The 1,101-nt window shown below is 76.6% G+C and carries 1 protein-coding gene; it reads right to left on the minus strand.

Features of this window, described 5'->3' with window-relative positions; genetic code table 11:
• Positions 1-235 precede the first annotated feature (235 nt).
• On the minus strand, positions 236-1,101 hold an 866-nt coding region (locus HW577_RS25455), incomplete at its 5' end, for a tripartite tricarboxylate transporter substrate binding protein (RefSeq protein ID WP_198378870.1).

The following is a 1,101-nucleotide window of genomic DNA, read 5'->3' on the forward strand; positions in this document are numbered from 1 at the left end:
GCGCCCGGCGCGGTCGAGGGGTGCTCCGGGGCGTCGCCCCAGGCGCGCCCCGCGGGGCATGGGATGAGCGCGCCGGCCCGTCCTTCAGGCGCCTCATGGCGCATCGGTCTCGGCGCGTGCGGGCGCAGCGCGTCCCGCGTTCGCCCGCCTGTCAGTGCAGGCGGGCATCCGCGGCGACCGCCCGCGCGTCCGTCCAGGCGCTCCCGGCGCGTCATTCCAGGCGCGCATTCGCTCCTCATTCCAGGCGCGCATTCGCGCGACGCACCACCTCCGGCCAGCGGGCGGCCTCGGCGCGGATATGCGCGGCGAAGCGGTCAGGGCCGGTCGCGGTCACGGTGAAGCCCTGGCGCTCCAGGTCGCCCGCCACCTCTGGCAAGGCCAGGATCGCCGCCAACTCCCCGGCCAGCCGGGCGATCGCCGCGGGCGGCGTGCCGGCGGGGGCGAGGATGCCTTGCCATGTCACCACGTCGAAGCCGGGCAGCAGCGCCTCGGCCACCGTCGGCACATCCGGCAGCGCGGCGCCGCGCTGCGCCGAGGTCACCGCCAGCGCCCGCAGCCGGCCCGCGCGGATATGCTCGATCGCGGCGGGCAGGGTGACGAAGAGCGCCTCCACATGCCCCGCCACCAGATCCACCACCGCCGGCCCGCCGCCGCGATAGGGGATGTGGGTGAAGGCGAGGCCCGCCTCCTGCGCGAAGCGCGCGCCGGCGAGATGCCCGATCGAGCCATTGCCCTGGGAGGCGACGGAGAGCCTGCCCTCCGCCTCCCGCGCCCAGGCGACGAAGCTCGCCAGGTCCCGCGCCGGGGAGCGCGGGTTCACCACCAGCACCTGTGGGGCGCGCACCGCCTCGATCACAGGGGCGAAGTCGCGCACCGGGTCGAAGCCGATTCGCGGATAGAGCGCCGGATTGATCGTCAGCGGGTCGGAGCCGACGAGCAGCGTATGCCCGTCCGGCCGCGCCCGCGCGGTCAGCTCGAAGGCCAGGTTGCTGCCGGCGCCGGGGTGGTTCTCGGCGACCACCGGCTGGCCCAGGCGCGGCGCCAGGTGCCGCGCCAGCACGCGGCCGAGGATGTCGAGGCTGCCGCCCGGGGCGACGGGGA

Origin of the sequence: Neoroseomonas rubea (assembly GCF_016106015.1) — a bacterium.
GTDB lineage: Bacteria > Pseudomonadota > Alphaproteobacteria > Acetobacterales > Acetobacteraceae > Neoroseomonas > Neoroseomonas rubea.